At 53.0% G+C, this 15,928-nt stretch carries 15 protein-coding genes; 9 read left to right on the top strand and 6 right to left on the bottom strand.

The genetic code is table 11. From position 1 onward, the window contains the following. Positions 1-33: 33 nt before the first annotated feature. The 5 genes from B9N88_RS03160 to B9N88_RS03180 all read right to left on the bottom strand — a co-directional run bounded on the left by B9N88_RS03160 (position 34) and on the right by B9N88_RS03180 (position 6,463). Positions 34-900, bottom strand: coding sequence for a SphA family protein (locus B9N88_RS03160; protein WP_218188740.1), 867 nt, complete (start codon positions 898-900; stop codon positions 34-36). Positions 901-1,273: 373 nt separating this feature from the next. After that, entirely contained in the window at positions 1,274-2,632 is a 1,359-nt protein-coding gene (locus B9N88_RS03165) for an FAD-binding protein (RefSeq protein ID WP_027603265.1), read from the bottom strand. Positions 2,633-2,858: 226 nt separating this feature from the next. After that, the gene (locus tag B9N88_RS03170) at positions 2,859-3,626 is read right to left on the bottom strand and encodes a helix-turn-helix transcriptional regulator (protein ID WP_027603266.1); all 768 of its coding nucleotides are present in this window, start codon (positions 3,624-3,626) and stop codon (positions 2,859-2,861) included. A gap of 177 nt (positions 3,627-3,803) precedes the next feature. Beyond that, positions 3,804-5,294 (bottom strand): carotenoid oxygenase family protein, encoded by a 1,491-nt coding sequence (locus tag B9N88_RS03175; RefSeq protein WP_027603267.1) that lies wholly within the window; start codon positions 5,292-5,294, stop codon positions 3,804-3,806. 566 nt (positions 5,295-5,860) lie between these two features. After that, positions 5,861-6,463, bottom strand: a complete 603-nt coding sequence (locus B9N88_RS03180) for a helix-turn-helix domain-containing protein (RefSeq protein WP_027603268.1) — start codon at positions 6,461-6,463, stop codon at positions 5,861-5,863. A 168-nt stretch (positions 6,464-6,631) separates the two neighbouring features. Here B9N88_RS03180 and B9N88_RS03185 point away from each other — a divergent pair, with 168 nt between their 5' ends. Then, positions 6,632-7,327, top strand: a complete 696-nt coding sequence (locus tag B9N88_RS03185; protein WP_027603269.1) for a B3/B4 domain-containing protein — start codon at positions 6,632-6,634, stop codon at positions 7,325-7,327. A 27-nt stretch (positions 7,328-7,354) separates the two neighbouring features. Next, the gene (locus B9N88_RS32820; protein WP_256221042.1) at positions 7,355-7,744 is read left to right on the top strand and encodes a dihydrodipicolinate synthase family protein; all 390 of its coding nucleotides are present in this window, start codon (positions 7,355-7,357) and stop codon (positions 7,742-7,744) included. 353 nt (positions 7,745-8,097) lie between these two features. Here B9N88_RS32820 and B9N88_RS03195 read toward each other — a convergent pair whose 3' ends face one another. Next, the gene (locus B9N88_RS03195; RefSeq protein ID WP_027603270.1) at positions 8,098-8,586 is read right to left on the bottom strand and encodes a DinB family protein; all 489 of its coding nucleotides are present in this window, start codon (positions 8,584-8,586) and stop codon (positions 8,098-8,100) included. A gap of 235 nt (positions 8,587-8,821) precedes the next feature. Here B9N88_RS03195 and B9N88_RS03200 point away from each other — a divergent pair, with 235 nt between their 5' ends. The 7 genes from B9N88_RS03200 (at position 8,822) to B9N88_RS03230 (ending at position 15,899) form a co-directional block, all read left to right on the top strand. Beyond that, entirely contained in the window at positions 8,822-10,183 is a 1,362-nt protein-coding gene (locus tag B9N88_RS03200; RefSeq protein WP_027603271.1) for a pyridoxal-phosphate dependent enzyme, read from the top strand. Positions 10,184-10,197: 14 nt separating this feature from the next. Beyond that, a complete protein-coding gene (locus B9N88_RS03205; RefSeq protein ID WP_027603272.1) occupies positions 10,198-10,635 on the top strand; it encodes an Lrp/AsnC family transcriptional regulator in 438 nt (145 codons plus the stop codon). Between the two features lie 128 nt (positions 10,636-10,763). Then, positions 10,764-11,813 (top strand): homoserine dehydrogenase, encoded by a 1,050-nt coding sequence (locus tag B9N88_RS03210; protein WP_027603273.1) that lies wholly within the window; start codon positions 10,764-10,766, stop codon positions 11,811-11,813. A 2-nt stretch (positions 11,814-11,815) separates the two neighbouring features. Further along, positions 11,816-13,234 (top strand): aldehyde dehydrogenase family protein, encoded by a 1,419-nt coding sequence (locus B9N88_RS03215; protein ID WP_027603274.1) that lies wholly within the window; start codon positions 11,816-11,818, stop codon positions 13,232-13,234. 51 nt (positions 13,235-13,285) lie between these two features. Next, positions 13,286-14,488 (top strand): trans-sulfuration enzyme family protein, encoded by a 1,203-nt coding sequence (locus tag B9N88_RS03220; protein ID WP_027603275.1) that lies wholly within the window; start codon positions 13,286-13,288, stop codon positions 14,486-14,488. A 136-nt stretch (positions 14,489-14,624) separates the two neighbouring features. Continuing rightward, a complete protein-coding gene (locus B9N88_RS03225) occupies positions 14,625-14,942 on the top strand; it encodes a DMT family transporter (protein ID WP_027603276.1) in 318 nt (105 codons plus the stop codon). A 174-nt stretch (positions 14,943-15,116) separates the two neighbouring features. Further along, a complete protein-coding gene (locus B9N88_RS03230) occupies positions 15,117-15,899 on the top strand; it encodes a transporter substrate-binding domain-containing protein (protein WP_027603277.1) in 783 nt (260 codons plus the stop codon). Positions 15,900-15,928: the final 29 nt, after the last annotated feature.

Here is a 15,928-nt window from a genome sequence, read left to right on the forward strand (position 1 = left end):
ATTTTCAAGTTTCAAACAAGCTGGTCATAGGGTTCAGAATGGCACGCTGAATTTCATCAACGTCTTGTCGCCCCCGAAACGATTTCTAACTTGGTACTCATGGTTCCACTGCAGGCTTACGGAAACTCCCGACTTTGCCTGGTAAGTCACGCTCGGGCCTATAGCGAATACTTGTCCCCTGCGTCCTTCGGAAGTGAATGGGGTGGCGGGCATTGCTGATCCATCGATCTCGTCGTTGTTAATTTGCTTCACCCAATAGCCTGAAATACCGACCCCCATGGGACCGAAGCGCTTTCCAATCAGGTAGTCGATATGAATCTCGTCACCTGATCGGTAGTCGACTGACTGAGTTTCGGGAGCGGGCTTGTAATCGTGATTCGTGGCATTCAAAAAGTAAGCAAATCTGGTGGAAAACTCCCACCCGGTATCACTCAGGTAGGTATAAGCGAGAGACGGCTCTACGCTCCAGTATCCAGTTCCTGCGCTTTCTTGTGGGCGGCCTGCTCTGTAATAACCCGTAGGGAGGTTTATACCCAGCCCGGCTGTCCAACTTGAGTTGTTGTGGTGCCAGCTATTAGCCAGTCCCAGGGTCAAATCAGCGAAGCGGGTTCCAGACACTTTTCCTTCAGGAGATTCAGACGCCATGTGCACCGTAGGTTGAATAATATGCCACGCGAACTTTCCACCGAGAATTTCCACATTTGTAACATGCGCTATTCGGAAGGCATTGAACCAGGCGTGGATGGAGCTTGGAGCCTTTCTTCCGTCACCATCACGCAAATCGGCGGAGTAGTACCCCAGATAATCGATAAAATAAACTCCTGGAGGCGGCATTACACCTGCCATCCACGTTTCTGAACCGTAAGGATACCAATCCGCGCCTTCCTTCGCTTGGACCATTATTGGACACATTGCTATTGCAGTAAGAGCCAATAGGAAGCAAACTTTATTTTTTATTCTACTCATTATTATTGTTCTCTTATTATTAGAAGGTGCGCGCGGTATGTCAGCCCCAACTATCGGTGGTTAGGATTGACAGTTCTCGCTTATTCGTTGAATGTTGGGCTGTTTACAATTACCAACGGAGATCAGAATAGGCATGTGACGGGATTGCATCTGTCATCAGCTCTGATGACATGTCATCACACAAGGGGGCAGGTGACCCCGATTTATTTTGTAAGCCAGGAACAATGCAGATTTCAGCTGTGGAAATCCGGAAGAGCTGCAGGTGCCTATTTGATAACAGTATGCAACTCCTCTCGTGCGTCATCTTTCAGAAGACTCTACGCGCCTTGTCCAGAGTGCCTAGTGGGTCATATTTGTGTTTTGCAGCCTCAAAAGCCGGCCAAACATCTCCGAAATGCGCTACCCATTCGCTCTTGGAGTAATCAACGGCACAAACCGGATCTACAGCTCCGTGAGGGTGAGCGGCGGCTGATTGCTCAAACAACTCGCGGTTCTGCTCGAGTGTTTCAGCAATCTGCACATGATCCGCAGCGTCGACACATAGAAAATTGGCCACGAGGAATAGCCACTCTGTAGCCGGTACCCTCGGCAATGGCGTACGCGAGACCGCAGTCGGCACAGGATAGGTCAAGATCAGATCGAATGGGCCGGACTTTGACGCATCCATACTGTTGACCAGTTGGCCAATGAGAGCGGTACTCAAGTTTTGAGAAGTCATAGTTGACCACCAAGGATGAGCATGCGGCTTTTCGGTTGGTTGGCATGGAAGCGTCTTAAGGTCGCCCAAGCGGGTGGTGAATTCAGCGTAGGTCGAGTCAATCCGGGTGATTGCGTCCACCGCACCATGTAAGCCGCACAGCACAAACGCTTCGTCAGGCTCATCCGTGTCATAGAAAATCGAAATCTCCATCAGGTTTTCCCATTTGCCTCGCGGTGCAACGATCAGCCCCTCTGCAGCATCAACACGTCGTTCTTTCACCAGTTTGAGCAGGTCCTCTTGCATGACTGCAAGTTCGGAGTAGGGGATTTGAAGGCGACGAACCCGCTTGGGCGCTGCGATTAAGCGAAGAGTGACACGCGTCATAACGCCGACAAGTCCCATGCCACCCAAGACAGAATAGAAAAGGTCAGCTTCTTTTTCTGGGGAGCAATGGTGGAGGGCGCCATCTGTAGTTATGACCTCAAGTTCTAGCACGTTGTCGACCTGGAGGCCCTGCCGGAAGGATGTTGCGCCCATGCCGCCCCAAGAAAGCGTTCCTCCAACGCTCAGGTCTACGAAGTCCGTTAGCACGGGAGGGGTCAGCCCATGCGCAATTGTCGCTTCAAGTACAGAGGTCCAAGTCGCGCCCGCATCGACAACGCACCGGTCTTGTTCGACCGTATGGACTTTATTGAATCCCGACATGTCAATTAGCACACCGCCAGGGCCCACGACGGCTTGTCCGTAGACTGATCGTCCCAACCCCCTGATCGTGACCGATAGTCCCAGCTGTCCAGCCGCTGTCAGTACAGTTGCGATGTCTTGTCCAGACTGCGGCCGCAGTACCGCACAGGGGATTTCTGAGAGGATATTGCCAAGGTCTGTGGCCATCTGCTGTCGGGTTTCTAAATCTGTACACAGTCGGCCTTCTAGATCAGGCAAATGTACAGCTATCGTGTCGTTCATAATTGAGACTCTCTGAAAGTGATAGGCAAGGGAGGTGCCTTCAAAGAGTAAGGAGAACGGACGATCATTTATGTAATCAGCTCAGATGGCATGGATCATTCAGCGAGCGCTGTGTATATATTGCCTGACTATTTGAGTTGAGTAGTTCGACTGCGCAATGCGTCGATCACCTAGATCCTACCTGTCAAGCCCGCAAAGTCGGCTGTGTGGAGGGTATCCATTGTCACTAGATGAGATGACCAAGCAGTTGCGCAGCGCTATTGATGCCGAGCCGCTCGTAGGCGCGCCGACGATAGGTCAGAACGGTTGCTGGAGTGATGTTGAAGTGCATGGCGATCTCCCGCGAATTCCTTCCGAGCATTGTGAATGCACACACGCTGCGCTCGCGGGGCGTCAGGGTTGGGAAATGTTCGGCCAGTTTTGTCTCCAAGCGTGCGGCAGAGTTCAGTCCTGGATTTTGTAGTTCCCAATCAGGTAGCTGAAAGTGGCGTCGTGCAACAGGAAAAGCTGCGACGGAGAATCGCATCAGCTCGGAGAGCGTGCGATCGTCAGGCGTCTCACAGGTAAGAAAGAAATTGATCATCGACCACCCATTCGGGTTGGTGCGCACGAATGACACTCGTGAACGAAATCCGGGCTCATCAAAATGGTGCCAACGCAGCCAGGTGTCTTGGATTCGTGAGGCCTGATCAACCCTGACGAGCATCAATCCGGGTGAGTGTTGGGTGCGTAGCTCCTGAATCAGCGGATCTTGTTTATGGTGATGCAGAGCATAGCTTTTGGCGCGCTGTAAGCTATCCGCCCTTCGGCCATAAGAGCCAAACGGATTGAGCGATGTATCGACTAAGTAGCCGGAAATTTCTTCCACCGGAACAAGCACATTCACTGCGCTCAACATCGCAAAATCCATGTTCGGTGTGCCGATGCTGTCGATGAGATGCGCAAGCCATCCCATCTCCACACTGGCTATGTCAGGAACTGTGACCCATACCATCATCGTCTCCCGGCGCCATTTAATTATACTTATTTGGCTTTCTTGCTGAGTCTAGCCTTATCTTGGGCTGTAATGACTGGATTTCTAAGCTAGTGTCACTGACAAAATGACCACCCCGGGTATCGAGGTGGTCATGAGAGAGGGAGTCGCGCCCCAGCGGCCATGGCTAAAAATTGGTCAAGCGTGTGCCGTGCGCTTGGCAACTGCAACGTCGATTTCTTCGGACGTCACCCAGTTTCCGTGAAATGCGGGCCGGAAGTGGAACGGTACGTGAACCGTCGCAATTGGTCCCTGAGCGATGTTCATCGCTTCGAATACCATGTAGGCATTACCTTGTCCCTCGATCCGGAAAACTGGGGCGATGATAAAACCATCCCCCTCGGCGCACCCCGGCTGGCGCGGTACGAACAGCGGCTCACCCAATGCCCAGCGATCGTCCGTCCAATAGGTATCCAACTCGCCCGTCAGTTCATCGCGTCGTTCGATGCCATTGAAGCTCACAACCGACAACAGGTGTGGAACCGAAGGGCGACGGAAATCCTTGCGCAGCCACCAAACATAGCGGTGCCGAACCGTTTCGAAACGAGCGTCAATGCGCGGAAATTCAATGAACAGATCGTCATCGATCAGATTCGTTTCCTCGATCCGGTCGTCAGTATCGCTCATGTCCATCGACCAGTTGACGATCTTAATGGTGCCGTTTTTCCACTCTTTGGGCGGCTCTGCAGCATCGGCTGGAGGGAACATCGGTGGCGATTCCGGGGAGGCCATGGCTGCTTGCAATATGATTCGCCCGTTTTCCTCCCAGGCATTGACGAAATGCATCGCAAAGCGCGCAGGCCCTTTGAACCAACGCGCTTCGCCGCTTCCGTCGCGCGGTAATACGCCTATGTAGCTAGGTTTGGTGCTGTCCCACATATAATACGGTGCACCCTTTTTTACCCTTTCCGGAAATGTCACGGCGGGCGAAACCGGGAAGAGTGCATAATGCTCGGTTGCAAACCAATCATGCATCAGACAAGGGTAGGGGGCTTTGAACCAGGTTTCCCGTGGTACTTGGCCATCGGCATTCACTGGCAGGAAAACCACGTCGTTGCTTCCTATTCCCTTGGCTTGATACCCGAACATCAGCAACTCGCCCGTTCGTGCGTCGGGATGTGGGTGAGCGGTGACCACTGGGCTGGTAATTGTACCTTCGGCATTCCACTTTCCGATGGTCTTTAGCGTCAGTGGATCAATTTCAATTGGAAGCGCGTCTTCCTTGAGTGCCAATAGACGGTTAGCGTGGAACACGACATTGGTATTGGCTGTGCCGCGATCCACACCCGCAACGCTGGGGTCATCGGTGTAAGGGTTACGATAGGCGCCGAACAATGATCGACCGGCTTTTTCCTCAGCTAGGAAGCGGTCAGTGCGTACGTATCGGCTGCGGAAACTGGCACGCCCGTTTTGGATACGTAGCATGGTGATCATTCCGTCACCATGCACGATTGTGTCATCGCCAAGCATCGGTGGAAATCGATTGTCTGGCCCAGCACGGTACAGGGCACCGTTCAACTGCGGAGGTAATTCGCCTTCTATCTCTAGATCGAGGATGTCGGCCTCAACACGCGAAGGGCTCATGACTCCGGAGAAGACAGGCGAGTTCTTTGGGAAACCGTGGCTCATGTCAGCTATTCCTGCAATGGTTTATTTTATTTTGTAGGCTGGCCAGGAACAGCGTACAGGTCGAATGATGTAACCCTCTGTCATCAGCTCCGATGACAGAGGGTGTGCCATTAACCTGTAGGTTTTTGAGCTGCGGGCTGATTCTGAAGCTCAGGAATATCAGCGAGAGTTTGCGTTGGTCGGTGTGGCTACGTTAGCCGGATGCTTCTAATAGTCCATGACGGGACGGTATGTGGCTGATGGATACGGCGCTGTCGCCGATGCCAATCTCGTCAACCTGCGTCGGTCCCGCAGATCAGACGCAAGGGCTTGCGCCTCGATCTATCCTGTTGCATTGACATCGCCCAGGTGGCGTTCTGCTAATGCAGGAACTGTTGCTGGAGATTCTATCGCTAGGGCATTTCCGTGAACTTTACAGTGCGCCTAGCCGCGAGCTGGAAACGTTATGCACCTGGCCTTGTTGAGCCGGGCGAGCCTCCATGGAGGCTGAGGTGCGAGCTTTCCTCGCACTTTGCCAGAGCGCCCATCAATAGAATACTCACCAGTGCTGACGAGTTTGAGCTCGTTTACTGGTGTATTTCAGTGACCGACATGGTGAAGATCAGCTTGGACCTACCCGCATTGGCGTAGGAGTGCGCAACATCTGTTTTTGCCACAGCAGAGCAGCCTGCCGGGATGACTAATTCTGTTTCCCCGACCACACATTTCAGCGTCCCTTTCTCCACATGAAACAATTCAAGCGTGCCCTGAGGATGTCCTTGGGATGAGAAGGACTCACCCGGAAACATTTCCCAGCGCCATAGTTCAATCATATTGGGTCCAGTCGTTCCTGCAAGCAGCCGAGCGGTCCCACCCAGATCGCCGGTCCAGAGCGTAGGGATCTCCTGACTGTCGATAATGTGGGCGGCAGGGGCGTCTGTGACATTGACGATGTCTGCAACAGAAAGCCCCAACGCTGCAGCGATTTTGCACAGGATGCCAATGCTCGGGTTAGCCGTACATTTCTCAATTTCGACGACCATGCCTTTACTCACCCCTGAGCGACGAGATAGCTCATCCAACGTGATTTTTTGATTCTTTCGTGCCTGTTTGAGTGTACGCGCAACGGCTAGGCTCACAGTCTGAGCATCGGCGCCGGGCATGGTCGATATACTGTTGTTTAGGGTCATTATTGATGGTCATGAGAGAAAGTTGAAAGGATTCTCGACGCTTGCTGCTGGTGTCGTCAATCTGCTCGATAGCTCGATAGCTGGATCTGACTGGCAGGGTCGATATATTGACTTTTTTGAGCGCCGATGACTAGCATGAAACGACATGTAGATCACTGGAGATTTTTGATGCTGTCCGTATTGCCGTTAATTGACCAATCTGTTGCAGATTTGGCACCGGGCTTCCGGGCGCTGAGTATCGTTGTGAAGGCCGCCCCCCTCACCAACCTTGGTGTCGCTCAAGCAGCCCTGGACCGCGCTTGCCAGGCAGCGTTGTCAAGCGGACCCACATGGGGAGACGCGCATCTGGCAGCATGGGCAGAGACCTTCCGAAAGTTTGGGGCCAAGCCACAACGCACGCCTTGCTCAGCTGAGGCATTGCGCAAGCGTGTTCTACGAGACGGCAGCGTACCGAGCCTGGATCCCATCGTTGACCTCTACAATGCCATCAGTATTGAGTATGCGATCCCTGTAGGCGGGGAAAATATAGACGCCTATGTGGGCACGCCGCGGCTCGTCGTCGCAGACGGTACCGAGCCTTTTGACACCATGAAAGAAGGCGTTCCAGCTCACGAGTATCCAGACGCCGGCGAAGTGGTATGGCGGGACGATAAAGGCGTGACATGTCGCCGTTGGAATTGGCGGCAAGGTGTCAGAACCCGACTGGGTGCTGATGCAAAACACATGTGGTTCATTCTGGAAAGTTTGCCAGCGATGCCTCTTGAAGCGCTGACAGAAGCAGGCGACAAGCTTATCGAAGGCCTGCAACTGATGATGCCAGGTGTTCAAATTGAAAGCGCACTGATTGGTCCTGGATCTAATTGATCCAAAGACGACACCCTGGAGTCATGAATGATATTTACCGGCCTTGGCGCATTTCCCTTGACGCCTATGAATGAGCAGGGTGTGGATGAAAACGCCTTTACTCGTCTTGTTGAGCAACTGGCAGCCGCCAATGTCGACTCCATCGGTGCACTCGGTTCTACTGGAAGCTATGCGTATCTTTCTCGGGCTGAGCGCACTCGCGTTGCGCAGTTGGCGGTAGAGGCTGCGGGTGATGTGCCTGTTATGGTCAGCATTGGATCGCTACGCACGCGTGACGTGCTATTGCTCGCCGAGGACGCGCAAAAGGTGGGAGCCAAAGCTCTGTTGCTACCACCGGTTTCCTATCAGAGGCTATGTGCGGAAGATGTATTTTCGTTGTATGAAGCGGTCTCGGCTAACGTTTCCGTTCCACTATGAGTCTATGACAATCCCGGCACCACTCATTTTGAGTTTACTGACGAGCTGCACGGGCGTATTCGCGAGCGGCATTGTCAGGTGATGCCCACGAGCCTACACGCCTTTCTGAGCGCTTAAAGCCACTCTGGGCTTTATTCAGGCAATTTTGCGGTAGCTTTCGTGTCGTGGCGACTGCCGCAGAGCTTTGTGGGTTTACCCAGCACCAAGCCTGCCCCTGCAGCTCAGCACGATAAATGGCGAAGGGCGTAAGCAAATTGCCGCTGTGATCGAGGAGCTAGAGCTGAGCTCAGCTGAGCAGCGCGAGCAGTATTCTGCTGCACCTTTCAGGCTGGGTGCGGCAGAAGGAATTATGCCTACAGTTTCAGTTTCAAAAACGTCGTGAAATGGTCCTTGTGCCCCTGCAGGATCTCGCCTGACAAGATCGTTGCGACACTCCCCCGATGTTGCAGACCATGGGAAAGCACATGCGCCAGGATTTGCTCCTTCGTCATGTTGCCTGGTTTTCCGTCCTTGAAAGTAAATGTCACGTGATCAGCCAAATCCGCTGGCGTGACGGCTTCTGTGTATTCGACAAACCATTGATTCGTCTTGGAAAACTGCTCTTCAAGGTGAATCAGATCCTGCGGTTGGTCAGTCACGACGAAGTCAAATTCGTCTGGCTCTCCTTTCAGTCTGGCGATGAACAGTTGGTCAACAATGTTGATGTGGCTGAGCCAATAACAGGCCTTTTCCATTTCCGCAGGGAAGGACTTTGCAATGGGCGCTTTCAAGCACCGGAACAGCTCTTCCTCAGCCCATGCCTTGTACTGGTAAAGCGAGTGCAAAAGGTTCTTGGCACACATGGTGTTCTCCCGGTCTTCTAAATCGACAGGTGCCCTGCGCTGTTTGGCGAGGTGGTGCCAAGGCTTCGTTGCGTATAGCTGGAATCAAGGCAGTGGACAAATGCAATGGTCACTATATTGACTTTTATAGTCAATAGGTAGAGTCTGGATGACAAGCGTAAAGCATGATGTTGGATTTCAGAGGGCTCCGCCAGAGAGGCGGCTGGCTCAGGATTGCTAGAGGGTGTCTCAGGTTATGAAATACGTCAGTACGCGGACACCCGGCAAAACATTCTCGTTCAGCAACGTCCTCATGGGGGCATACGCACCGGACGGCGGATTGTTCGTTCCTGCCAAGGTGCCCCATTTTACGGCCCAGGAGCTCTCCAGACTGGAATGGCTGCCTTTCCACGAGCTCGCTTGTCACGTGATCGGGCCCTTCCTGGGAGACTGGATGCCTCGGGATCACTTAGCCCGGATAGTCGAGCAGACATTTTGCGGTTTCAAGAGCAGGGCGGTCGCGCCGCTTTACCAAACAGCCACCAATGAGTGGGTATTGGAGTTGTTTCACGGGCCTGCCGGTGTCTATCAGGATTTCGGTCTTCAGTTGATGTCCCGCCTGGTCGATTACGCTTTGTCGAAGGAAGGGGCGGAAGCCCTGATTGTGGGTTGCACCGGCGGCGACACTGGGGCAGCAGCCATTAAGGCTTTCAATGGCATGCGAGGCGTGACAGTGATTGTGCTGCATCCCTCCCGGGGCATGACGCAAGCGCATCGGCGTCGTTTGTTGAGCACGGGGCAGGCCAACGTTATAAACATCGAAGTCGATGGGGATTACGCCGATTGTCATCGGTTATGCGAACGGTTTCTCAAGGGGGGGCACCGGACGAGCAAACCGCTCATTTCTTTCAATTCGGTGAATTGGGTGCGGGTACTGGCGCACCTGTCGTTCTTTTTCTATTCGGCGCTTCAACTGGGGGCTCCAAAGAGGGAGGTCGCTTTCAGCGTACCCACGGGCAATTTCGGTGCACTCTATGCCGGGTATGTGGCCAGGGAGATGGGCTTGCCTATCAGGCAATTGATCGTAGCGACGAACGCCAATGCGGGCCTGCATGACTTTCTGCAGAACAACCTGTACTGCAGCGGTGAAATCCGCGCCACCCAAACGCCATGCATGAATGTGTCCGTGGCCTCGAATTTTGAGCGGCTGCAGTGGAGTGTGCTCAATGGATGTGGGACCAAGGTCGCCAGGAATATGGAGCTGTTGGAGGAGGATGGGCGGATCCAACTAGAGCAAAACGAATGGCTGCAGGCGCGCAAGCTATTCGATTCCCTTGCCGTGAATGACGCGCAAGCATTCAACTGTATCCATGAGGTATTCGTTCAGAGCGGCTACCGGGTCAGTGCGACTACTGCCATCGGGTTGCGAGCGGCACGTGTCAGCAGGCGCAGCTTGCTGATCCCCATGATTTGCCTGGGGACGACGCATCCGTCGATTAGCGGTGCAGGGCTCCAATGTTTATCTGATGACCGCTGTATTTCAATTCCCAATGATATTGGCGCATTGGTGCAGGTTATTGAGAGTTTGTCCATAGACACGGAGTCTCGCTTGTTATAAATCCGGAGTCAGCGATGAAACGTGTTTTAGATAAAGTTGATGAGAAAATTTTGGAAGAGCTCACGCGTAACGCGCGGCTTGCTCATAATGATATTGCAATGAAAGTTAATCTGTCTAGAAATGCGGTCAGGCTGCGTATTGAAAGATTGGAGCGTGATGGGTATGTCAGAGGTTATACAATTATTAAGGGGATGCCTGCCGCCGATGCGGGGCCCATTAACGCATTAATTTTCGTTTATCGTAAAGATAGAATGCATGATGCCGAAGTTGTCCGTTCTGTTGTGGCGATGCCTGAAGTTATCACATGCAATGTGATGAGCGGCGATCTGGATATTGTATTGACAGTCGAAGCTATGAACTCAGATCGTATCCATAGGGTCTGGAGTGAAATCTCAGCACTGCCTGGAGTTTTAAATACGATGACGTCCTTTGTTTTATCCTGCACCAAATAGTGTGGATAGAGCAAAGTGAGCTACCGAACGAGCATTTTGCTCGCAATAACGTTCTGTTTGCCATATTCGTGAAAGTGCGTTGACGATTTACTATTTCAGCACCAAAACATAACAATGAGATCTGTGCCGTGACTGAATATAAAATCGCTCTGCTTGGCTTCGGTGGCGTCAACCGCGCGCTTGCTCAACTTATCGCTGATAAGAATTCGCGCTGGGCAGATGAGCTGGGTTTCGAATTGAAGATCGTTGGCGTCAGTGATCTATTCCTGGGCTCAGTCATAAACAAAGACGGTCTGGACGCTTGTGAGCTGGCTGCGGTGCCTGCTGTCAGAGGCAGCCTCAAAGCTTTGCGTGGCGGCAGCGCAGAACCTGCGAATGAATCCGTCATCCGATTTGCTGGTGCAGATATCGTTGCTGAAGCAACTTTTACCAACCCTGTGGACGGTGAGCCAGCCACTACGTTCTGCCGCTGGGCTCTTGAGAAGGGCGTCAGCGTCGTGACTACCAACAAAGGACCTGTGGCGCTACATGCGGAAAGCTTGAAGGCGCTTGCTGAAAGCACCGGTGCTCAGTTTGAGTTCGAAGGTTCTGTCATGAGCGGAACCCCGGTTATCCGTTTGGCCAAGGAGTCATTGGCAGGCTCGGAAATCACCGGTTTCAAGGGAATTCTCAACGGAACGTCGAACTTTGTTCTTTCCAGCATGGAGACAGGGCTGGACTTCTCAAGTGCTATCGCAAAAGCCCAGGAGTTGGGTTATGCCGAAGCCGATCCAACAGCGGATGTGGAAGGACACGACGTGCGCTTGAAGGTCGTCATCCTCGCTAATGAACTGCTGGGTGCAAAACTCAAACCAAGCGATGTCTTGTGTAAAGGGATCTCTGGCATTACGGCCAAGGATATTGCCGAGGCGACGAAAGCCAATGCCCGTTGGAAGCTGATTGGCAGTGCAGAAAAACTAGGCGATGGCTCTATTTCGGCCTCGGTCAGCCCACAGCTATTGCTGTCGAGCGACGCGCTCTCAGCCGTGAGCGGAGCTACCAATGCAATCACGTTCAACACCGCCATTCTCGGTCCGGTCACTGTAGTGGGGGCGGGCGCAGGTCGTTTTGAAACCGCCTTCGCATTGCTCGCCGATATTGTGAGCATTCACAACCGCAAAACCACGTTAGGTAAGTAATCATGAATAGCTTGAGTCTCTCGCTCGCTGCTGATTATAAGGCCATTACGGTGCTCAGCCCGTTTGACGGTAGCAAGGTAGGTGAGGTGGCAGACATACCTGCGTCATCAGCTACGACGATCGTCGACACCGCCATCCTGGGTGCCTCGATTGCCAAGGATCTCGCAAGGTATGAGCGCGCACGCATCCTGGAGACAGCTGCACACTCGGTTGATCGTGATAAGGATGCCTTTGCCAGGCTGATCGTTGCCGAGTCTGGCAAAACCTTGAAGCAGGCGCGAAAGGAGGTGCTGCGCTGCGTCAACACCTTGAAGTTGTCTGCCGAAGAAGCCAAGCGTAATGCCGGTGAAGTCATCCCTTTCGATGCTTATGTCGGCTCTGAATTTCGTCAGGGGTGGTTCACGCGTGAGCCGTTAGGCGTAATCGTCGCCATCACACCCTACAACGACCCGCTTAATCTGGTTGCCCATAAACTGGGACCTGCTATTGCCGGGGGAAATGCGGTTGTTCTCAAACCGTCTGAGCTCACACCGCTATCCGCGATCAAGCTGGTGGAGTGCTTGGTCGACGCGGGCCTGCCTCCGGTTGTCGTCACCGTTGCCACAGGCGGCGCCGCGCTGGGCAAGGCTCTTGTGGCCCACCGTGCTGTGCGCATGGTGTCGTTCACTGGCGGCTTTGTCACCGGTGAGCAGATCGCTCGCACAGCCGGCCTCAAGAAACTGGCAATGGACCTTGGCGGTAATGCACCGGTCATCGTGATGGCTGATTGCGATTTGGATGAAACAGTCGATTCATGCGTGTCGGGAGCTTTCTGGGCGGCCGGACAAAACTGCATCGGTACTCAGCGGATCCTCATCGAGGCCCCACTCTACGAAGTCTTTAAGACGCGCTTTGTCGAACAGACCCGGCGGTTGATCGTGGGCAACCCTACTGATGAGCAGACGGACGTGGGGCCGATGATTACCGAGGCGTCAGCCAAGCGTGCCGAAGAGGTCGTCAATGACGCCATCGCCAAAGGCGCCACCTTGTTGTTTGGCAATACACGCAACGGATCGCTCTATTCACCAACCGTGCTGGAAGGTGTCGACCGCCATTGCAAGTTGTGGTGCGAAGAAGTGTTCAGTCCGGTGGTCATCCTACAGAGCGTCGCATCTCTGGATGAAGCATTGACCCTGGCTAATGAGCCTGAATACAGCCTGCATGCCGGCATTTTCACCAGCAACCTGAATGTCGCAATGGAAGCTGCTAAGCGGCTGGAGGCGGGCGGGGTGATGATCAACGACTCTTCCGATTATCGCTTTGATGCGATGCCCTTCGGCGGTTTCAAGTACGGGAGCATGGGCCGTGAGGGCGTACGTTTCGCTTACGAAGATATGACGCAGCCCAAGGTCATTTGCATTAACGGTGCGAGTGGAAGCTAAGCAGCTGACTCGACTCAAGAATGAAACCTACAACAATAACGAGGACTCGACATGCGCCCCGATAAGCACAATCTTTCGACATTATCTGCAGCGACGCTGGCTGTTCACGGCGGGAATGTCGCGGATGTCACCAGTGGCGCCGTCCGTACGCCATTGGTTATGGCTAACTCCTATCTCCTACCAGAAGATCCGGCGACCATGGACTGGTCCAGCCCGGACGGCCTTGTGTACACGCGAAATCAAGGTCACAACCAAGTCTGTCTGGAGAAGAAACTCGCGGCCCTTGAGGGATGTGAAGACGCGGTGGTATTCGCAACGGGTGTTGCTGCTTTGCACTCGGTGTTTTTTTCGTTCTTGAAAAGTGGTGACCACGTCATTGTCAGCGACATCACCTATCAGGCGGTATGGCGGCTTTTCGCAGAACTCCTGCCTGAACGTTACGGTATTGAAGCAACGTTCGTAGACGTCGGTGACCTGGAGTCGGTGCGGAATGCCATTCGGCCCACTACCAAGCTGATCCATACCGAAACGATCGCTAACCCCACCACCAAAGTCGCGGACATTGCCGCACTGGCTGAGATTGCCCATGCGCATGGCGCGCTTATCTCTGTGGACGCGACATTCACTCCTCCTCCATTTTTCCGTGCCAGTGAGCACGGTGTCGATTTCGTCATTCACTCACTGACCAAGTACATCAATGGTCATGGTGATGCCATGGGCGGGGTGGTGATCGGCTCCAATCAGCTGATCAACAAGATCAAGAATGATGCATTGGTTGACCTCGGTGCGACCATTTCTCCGTTCAATGCGTGGATGATCATGCGTGGTTCAGTCACGTTGCCACTGCGCTTGAAGCAATTATTGAGCTCAGCCGAAAAGTTGGCTCGGTTTCTGGAAGGCGATAATCGGATTGCCTACGTCTACTACCCAGGTTTGCCTTCCCACCCGCAGCACGAGTTGGCGCGTCGGCAATTTGCGGGCAAGGGATACGGGGCGGTGATGGCCTTTGCAGTAGAGGGTGATCCTGATACCCAGAACCGTTTTGTTTCGAATCTGCGCATCATCACATCGGCTGTTTCATTAGGACATGACGAGTCACTGATTGTGCATGTGGGGGCAGAAGGGCGGGGCGGCTTTGACAAGTATCCTGAAGAGTTTCGTCAGTACGGGCATCTGCGTTTTTCCGTTGGGCTGGAGGATCCAGAGGACTTGATCAAGGATATTACGTTCGCGCTGGACGCGACATTCAAGTGATTTAAATAAAGGTGTCATGTATCAGGGTTTGGTCAACCCGTTTTTCCCCCCGTCCTCGCGTGGGTCTTTTTACAAGTGTTCACAAATAGTCTGCCAACTGCTAATCGTTCACTCGTTCGTATTACAGGAGTACCTCGTGGCTTGGATAAGTTTGATCGTTGCAGGAATACTTGAGGTCGTCTGGGCTTTTTCGATGAAACAATCTGAAGGGTTTACACGATTAGTACCGACGGTTGTTACATTTATCACGGTGATTGCCAGTTTTGCGTTGTTGTCGTTCTCGATGAGGAGCCTTCCGCTGGGCACGGCTTATACCATCTGGACCGGCATTGGTGCGGTAGGCGCGTTTGCAGCAGGTATTTTCTTCATGGGGGAGCCCGCTACGCTGTTGCGGATCGTGGCTGCTGTTTTGATTGTCAGCGGTTTACTAATGATGAAACTAGTATCTGCTTGAAAGGCGAGCATTTTGCTCGTGATAACGTTCAATTTGCCATATTCGTAAAGTCGCTGCACTCAGGTAACGTTCAATTCAAGGCGCTGACCTTGGTAAATAATAACAAGCGTCACGTTTTAACGCTGTCAGATGTTTACTGCCCTTAATCCAATTACAATATCTAGGGATGTACTTATGATTTCGCTAAAAAAGCTGTACTTGATTGCGTGCTTGGCGTTGTGCACAAATGCAGTGTCGGCCAAAGAATACTCTACCTTGCGTTTCGGCGTTGATGCCAACTACGTGCCGTTTGAGTCTAAGGCAGCCGATGGTAGCCTCAAGGGATTCGACATTGATTTGGGCAACGCGATTTGCGCCAAACTTTCGGTCAAATGCATATGGGTAGAAAGCGATTTTGATGGTCTGATTCCGGGGCTCAGAGCCGGCAAGTTCGACGGCATTCTGTCATCCATGACTGTGACGGCCACCCGCGAAAAAGCCATCGACTTTTCAAACGAACTGTTTTCCGGGTTCACGTCCTATGTGTTCAAGAAAGGTTCGGGCCTGAGCGCAGATGTGGCATCACTCAAAGGCAAAACCGTTGGCTACTTCCAGGGCAGCATCCAGGAAGCCTACGCCAAGGCCGTGCTGGACAAAGCCGGTGTAAAAATTCAGTCCTATCAGAACCAGGATCAAGTGTATTACGACTTGGTAGCGGGGCGGTTGGATGCATCCCTGCAGGACACGCTTCAAGCGCAAATGGGTTTTATCAATTCCTCCCAGGGCGCTGATTATGAAATGAGTCCGCCTGTAGAGAGCCCCTATCTTCCCTCCAAAACAGCCATCGGCATCGCCAAGGGCAATACAGAGCTTAAGGTCTTGTTGGATAAAGCGATCCAGGCTCTGCACGATGATGGCACCTATGATTCGACCCAGAAGCAGCACTTTGGCGATCTGAATCTTTACAGCGGCAAATAACCACCTGACGCTCATCCGCTGGGTGGGCG

The sequence above is a fragment of the Pseudomonas sp. LAMO17WK12:I1 genome, assembly GCF_900177315.1.
Lineage (GTDB): Bacteria > Pseudomonadota > Gammaproteobacteria > Pseudomonadales > Pseudomonadaceae > Aquipseudomonas > Aquipseudomonas marginalis.

Bases quoted from the DNA above. Each gene is read 5' to 3' on its own strand.
- B9N88_RS03160 (WP_218188740.1), bottom strand. From the start codon at position 900: ATGGTCCAAGCGAAGGAAGGCGCGGATTGGTATCCTTACGGTTCAGAA.
- B9N88_RS03165 (WP_027603265.1), bottom strand. From the start codon at position 2,632: ATGAACGACACGATAGCTGTACATTTGCCTGATCTAGAAGGCCGACTG.
- B9N88_RS03170 (WP_027603266.1), bottom strand. From the start codon at position 3,626: ATGGTATGGGTCACAGTTCCTGACATAGCCAGTGTGGAGATGGGATGG.
- B9N88_RS03175 (WP_027603267.1), bottom strand. From the start codon at position 5,294: ATGAGCCACGGTTTCCCAAAGAACTCGCCTGTCTTCTCCGGAGTCATG.
- B9N88_RS03180 (WP_027603268.1), bottom strand. From the start codon at position 6,463: ATGACCCTAAACAACAGTATATCGACCATGCCCGGCGCCGATGCTCAG.
- B9N88_RS03185 (WP_027603269.1), top strand. From the start codon at position 6,632: ATGCTGTCCGTATTGCCGTTAATTGACCAATCTGTTGCAGATTTGGCA.
- B9N88_RS32820 (WP_256221042.1), top strand. From the start codon at position 7,355: ATGATATTTACCGGCCTTGGCGCATTTCCCTTGACGCCTATGAATGAG.
- B9N88_RS03195 (WP_027603270.1), bottom strand. From the start codon at position 8,586: ATGTGTGCCAAGAACCTTTTGCACTCGCTTTACCAGTACAAGGCATGG.
- B9N88_RS03200 (WP_027603271.1), top strand. From the start codon at position 8,822: ATGAAATACGTCAGTACGCGGACACCCGGCAAAACATTCTCGTTCAGC.
- B9N88_RS03205 (WP_027603272.1), top strand. From the start codon at position 10,198: ATGAAACGTGTTTTAGATAAAGTTGATGAGAAAATTTTGGAAGAGCTC.
- B9N88_RS03215 (WP_027603274.1), top strand. From the start codon at position 11,816: ATGAATAGCTTGAGTCTCTCGCTCGCTGCTGATTATAAGGCCATTACG.
- B9N88_RS03220 (WP_027603275.1), top strand. From the start codon at position 13,286: ATGCGCCCCGATAAGCACAATCTTTCGACATTATCTGCAGCGACGCTG.
- B9N88_RS03230 (WP_027603277.1), top strand. From the start codon at position 15,117: ATGATTTCGCTAAAAAAGCTGTACTTGATTGCGTGCTTGGCGTTGTGC.